Consider the following 230-nt stretch of genomic DNA (forward strand, 5'->3'; position numbering starts at 1 on the left):
GGACAGCGATACCTGGCAGGCGGAGCTGCATATCGAAGTTTTCCTGCCTGCTCAGGTGCCGGATTCAGAGCTGGATGCGTGGATGGAGTCCCGGATTTATCCGGTGATGAGCGATATCCCGGCACTGTCAGATTTGATCACCAGTATGGTGGCCAGCGGCTATGACTACCGGCGCGACGATGTTGCGGGCCTGTGGAGTTCAGCCGATCTGACTTATGTCATTACCTATG

Annotated in this window: 1 protein-coding gene; it reads left to right on the plus strand. The window is 56.1% G+C overall.

The features are described 5' to 3' along the window. Positions 1 to 230 (plus strand): phage tail terminator protein (gene gpU, locus RTW80_RS31135; protein ID WP_312722138.1); only part of this gene is annotated, 230 nt, incomplete at both ends.

Origin of the sequence: Escherichia sp. AM3, assembly GCF_032029835.1 — a bacterium.
Classification (GTDB): domain Bacteria; phylum Pseudomonadota; class Gammaproteobacteria; order Enterobacterales; family Enterobacteriaceae; genus Escherichia; species Escherichia coli.